5 protein-coding genes are annotated in these 5,012 nt (G+C 62.6%); all 5 read left to right on the forward strand.

All coding sequences use genetic code 11. The annotated features are described in order from the left end of the window. Positions 1 to 1,125, forward strand: a 1,125-nt coding sequence (locus ACN269_RS32655; protein ID WP_421476875.1) for an FAD-dependent oxidoreductase, incomplete at its 5' end; no start/stop codon positions are given. A gap of 67 nt (positions 1,126 to 1,192) precedes the next feature. Further along, complete coding sequence (locus ACN269_RS32660; RefSeq protein ID WP_421476877.1) at positions 1,193 to 2,044, forward strand: enoyl-CoA hydratase/isomerase family protein; 852 nt, start codon at positions 1,193 to 1,195, stop codon at positions 2,042 to 2,044. A gap of 72 nt (positions 2,045 to 2,116) precedes the next feature. After that, positions 2,117 to 3,160: an alpha/beta hydrolase gene (locus tag ACN269_RS32665; RefSeq protein WP_421476878.1), complete on the forward strand. Its 1,044-nt coding sequence runs from the start codon at positions 2,117 to 2,119 to the stop codon at positions 3,158 to 3,160. A gap of 13 nt (positions 3,161 to 3,173) precedes the next feature. Next, positions 3,174 to 3,617, forward strand: a complete 444-nt coding sequence (locus ACN269_RS32670; RefSeq protein WP_421476880.1) for a tautomerase family protein — start codon at positions 3,174 to 3,176, stop codon at positions 3,615 to 3,617. 670 nt (positions 3,618 to 4,287) lie between these two features. Continuing rightward, positions 4,288 to 5,012 (forward strand): hypothetical protein (locus ACN269_RS32675; protein ID WP_421476882.1); only part of this gene is annotated, 725 nt, incomplete at its 3' end.

Consider the following 5,012-nt stretch of genomic DNA (forward strand, 5'->3'; position numbering starts at 1 on the left):
ATCCTGCGCAGCGGTCATGCCGACTTGGTGGCCATGGCCCGTCCGCTTCTCGCCGACCCTGAGTTCGCGAGAAAGGCGCGCGCCGGTAGGGCGCACCGGATCAATACCTGCATCGCCTGCAACCAGGCGTGTATCGACCATACGTTGGCCGAGAAGCTCACCACCTGCCTGGTGAATCCGCGGGCAGGCCGCGAGCTGACACTGAACACCATTCGTCCACACAGGACGAAGCGCATCGGAGTGGTGGGAGCAGGGCCGGCGGGTATGGCGTTCAGCGCGTTCGCCGGCCATCGGGGTCATCAAGTGACGTTGTTCGAATGCCAACCCACGCTCGGCGGACAATTCGACCTGGCTTGGCGCATTCCCGGAAAGTCGGAGTATCGCGAGACGATCAGGTATTACGAGGGCGAGCTCGAAGAGGCGAGGGTCTCGATCCGACTCGATACGTGGGCTTCGGCAGACATGCTGTTGAAGGAGGGCTTCGACGAGGTTGTCCTCGCGACCGGCGTGAAGCCGCGCGACATATCGATCACCGGTGCAAAGCACCCTTCGGTGGTCAGCTACATCGATGTTCTACGTGGCACGGCGCCCGTTGGCGCAAGGGTGGCGATCATCGGAGCCGGAGGCATCGGATTCGATGTCGCAGCGTTTATCACCGATCAGCAAGCGCACGGTATCGACCGTCACGATGTGTTCTTCGAGCACTGGGGTGTGGACGTCGATCCCCATGCTGCGGGCGGGGTCAAAGCCCCGGTGAAGATCGACGCTCCGCGCTCGGTCTATCTGCTGCAGCGCAAACAGGACAAAGTTGGTGCGGGACTCGGGCTTACCACGGGATGGATCCACCGAGCCGACCTCGTGGCACGCGGTGTTCAGATGATGTCCGGGGTGAGCTACCACGCGATTGACGACGCGGGTTTGCACATCACCGTGGACGGCGCCGCGGACACGCTGGAGGTGGACACTGTCGTCGTCTGTGCGGGCCAACTGCCCCATCGTGACCTCTACGACGAGCTGACACGCAGAGGCGCACGTGCCCACCTCATCGGTGGCGCGTCGGTGGCCGCTGAGCTCGACGCTAAACGTGCTATCCGCGAAGGCACCGAGCTGGCCGCGACGATCTGACGCGACGCAGTAGGCGAAAGTATGTGAATTCGCGAAAGTTTTCACCGACCGGAAAGGAAGGACGACGATGTCTGGAACGTCCAATGGAACGGGCGCGGCACCGACTGCAGACGAGTTGCGTTCGGCGGGGCTGGAATTCTCAGTGGACGGGCCAGTCGCCGAGATTGTGCTCTGCGCACCTGCACGCCGTAACAGCCAAACCCCGGCAATGTGGCGCGCATTGGCCGCGCTTGGGCGTTCGATGCCCGGCGAAGTTCGGGTAGTGATTGTTCGTGCCGAAGGGCCATCCTTCTCCGCCGGGCTGGATCGATCCATGCTCGACGACTCCCTCGAAGTGGAAACCGTGCGAGATCTCCTCAATGGGACAGACATGTCCGCGCTGCGCACGATGGACGAGTACCAGCAGGGCTTCATGTTCCTGCGCGACCCGAATTTCATCTCGATCGCCGCGGTGCACGGTCACGCAGTGGGTGCGGGTTTCCAACTCGCCCTGGCTTGTGATGTCCGCGTTGTGGCCGACAACGCAGTTTTCTGTATGAGAGAGCCCGCGCTTGGTTTGGTACCCGACCTGACCGGAACCACCCCGCTGGTCAGACAGGTCGGGTACGGGCGTGCGCTGGAAGTCTGTGTGCGGGCGCGCAGTATCGATGCGCAGGAAGCCGCCACGATTGGTCTTGCCCAAAGCGTTGTGCCCCTCGATGATCTCGCGAGGGAGGTAGATGTCCTGGTTCAGTCTGTACTGCAGTCCGATACGGAAGCTGTTCGAGAGACCAAGAGACTGTTGCAGTCGGCCGAGGTCCTCGATCTCGAACAGCAACGCAAGTTGGAAAGCACTGCTCAATTGCGCAGGCTTCGCGCGATGGCCCGCGGCCAAGGCGGGCTCCGGTCGGACACGATGAATACCAAGAGCGGCTCCTGACGTTGGCAGCGCGATACCAGTGCGCGTCAGCCTCGTCCTAGTTGTGGCGGCCGTCGCCGAATTACCGTCGACATGGCCGAGACCACAGGCACGACAGACAACGTGCGGCTGAGAAAGGCCAAATCAAGCGCCACCGCGAAAACCCCCTCGCGTTCGAACTGGAGAAGAATGAGCTACGCAGACGTCGAGTTCAATGCCGGAGATGTGACTCTCCGGGGATACTTCTATGCCGCGCAGGGCAGCACTGCCCCAGCGCCCGTCGTGGTCATGGCACACGGCTTGACAGCGGTCAAGGAAATGGCCTTACCAGGCTTCGCGGAGGTATTCGCGGCCGCGGGTCTGAATGTTCTTCTCTATGACCACCGTAATTTCGGGGCAAGCGACGGGACTCCCCGCCAGGAGGTGGATCCGGTTGCGCAGTACCGCGGCTACCGGCACGCGATCTCGTACGCGATCACTCGCCCGGAAGTGGATCCCGAACGTGTCGGGGTGTGGGGTACGAGCTTCTCCGGCGGTCTGGTCCTCACCGTCGCGGCGGTCGACCGCAGGGTGAAGGCAGTGGTGTCCCAGGTCCCGTTCATCGATGGCTACGACACCGCGCGGTGGCTGGTGCGCCCGGACCTACTCGGGCACCTGCTCGACAACCTCGACGCCGACCGGGCCCACCGATTCGCCGGTGGCGAGCCGGCTTTGATGCCTGCCGTCGATCCCGATCCGATGTCGCCATCCATGATGCCCGATCACGAGGCGTGGGAGTGGTTCAGCACCGCAGGCGCGGAGGCCCCGAGGTGGAAGAACGCGGTAACAGCACACAGCTTCGACCTGATCTCGGAGTACTCACCGCGATCCTTTGTGCGCCGCATCTCCCCGACACCCCTGCTGATGATCATCGCCCAAGTCGACACGTGCGCCCCGCATGAATTTGCGTTCGAGGCCTACCAGATGGCCCAGGAGCCGAAGCGGTTGTTGATCACCGACGGAGGCCACTTTGGTCTTTACGCGGGCGAGGGGTTCGAGATCGCCTCCAGCGCAGCTCGTGACCACTTCGTCGAGCATCTCGGTGTGAAGAGCGGTATCAGCCCGGCTGCGCCGGCTCGCGAGTTGTCGCACAACTAGAAAGGGAAAGCACATGCCAATGTGGATTGTTCACGCGCCTGAGGGCGTGTACAGCGCTGAAGACAAGAAGAAGATCAGCGAGGCAATCACGTCGATCTACGTGGAGTTCGTCGACCTGCCCAAGTTCTATGTGGTGGTGCGGTTCGACGAGTACCCCCCAGATTCGATGTGGCTGGGCGGGGAGCTGGCCAACGACTTCGTGCGCTTTGTCGTCGATCACATTGCGCGCCAGATGGATGACCCGGCGTTCAGGGAACTCTGCATGACCGTCGTCTGCGATCGTCTTGCGCCCTTCACCACCGCCCGTGGCTTGCGCACGGAAATCCACATCGATGAAACGGCGATGGATCTGTGGCGAGTGAATGGGCTCAAGCCGCCGCCCCCACTCTCGGAGGCCGAAAAGCAGTGGGCCATAGACAATGCGCCCAGCCCCTACGAATTGGCGGATGCCGGCTAGGTCTCAAGACCACGCCGTCACCATCGGAAGTGTCGCTCTGGCCTAGGCCATTTCGATCTCGGCGCTGATGGCCGGCCAGCCGCAGTTTAGTTGGCGTAGTTCTGCGGCGAGGAGTCGGACAGTGGTACAGCGCCATTCCGGTCGATTGGTGTTGTAGTCGGCGACACCAGACGTACTTCGTTGTCGGTCAACCTGTCCTGCTCCTTGCGCGACGCGAGAACTCATACGCTGCAGGATCGGACATCTACTGTCACCTCCGTCGGCACTTGCGGCTGTGCCGCACGGGTGATCTGTGAACGCCTTTAGTCAGCTTCTCGATGTTGGTCCATGCTGCCAGTAGCCTGCGTCCCGGTGCTCAACCCTCGTGACCAGCGGCGTGGCCATGGGGGAGCTGGTGCTCTCAACCGGACTGATCCGTCGGCTGCCAGGACGTCATCACGAGATCATCGCGATGCGCGCCCAGCGTCGGCGGCGGTCGCGGCTGACAGGATCTGGGCAACGTTGAGCACCCCCTGACCCCTTTGGATAGGTCGACCGCAAATCTAGGGAGGCCGGCGGCCTTTCAACACCGTGCATCGAAGGACATAGATCCGGCGCTAGGAGGATGTTCGCCGGCTCCACCCGGACATAGGCTCGTTGACATCCAAAGAAGGGGAGCAAGGGTACATCCATGACAACTCTCGATGAGATCAAACCGGCTGCGAATGCGGTGGCTTCGGAGCCGATCACTCGCAGGGACGCCGCCTGCTCTCCGACCGATCGCGATGCAATACGACACGCACACATCAGCAAGCTCGTCGATCGCTTCGCTGGTACCGGGTCGCGCCCGTTTTACGACTCTGTGGTGATCGCGGGTGCTGGTTTCACCGCCAGCGTGATGGCAGCACGGCTGGCGCGTAGCGAACAGTTCGGCGGAAGGGTCGTGCTGGCCGGACCGCGGACCGAGGAGACTCGCCGGCTCAAGGACGGCGCGACCTTGCGGGGCCATGGCACCGACTACATCTGCTACGCGTTGAATGTGCCGCAGTACGCATACGTCAACGCTTTGTACGGCGATATCATCGACGGCCGCGGCGTCGGTACGCGCAACCTTCTGACAATGGCGAAGAAAGGCCCCAGTGGGACTTACGAATTCGCCCGCATTGCGCCCTGGCAGGGTGGCCGCACCGGGTATCCGCGTCCCCTGTTTTACGGTGCACGCAACAGCCGGATGCAGGGTGCGATGTATGAACTGATGGACCGCGCCGGTTTGATCGAGGTGCCCGAGGCCCCCAACTCGCTCGACGATGCTTACGCGCTGGCGCCGGGTAAACGACCGTTGATCGTCAACGCCAGCCACAACACCGCCCTGCTGAGCGGTAACGCTCCCCACGTCGACTGGGCCACGGTCGCCGT

This window comes from Micromonospora sp. WMMD736 (genome assembly GCF_049179015.1).
Taxonomy (GTDB): domain Bacteria; phylum Actinomycetota; class Actinomycetes; order Mycobacteriales; family Micromonosporaceae; genus Micromonospora.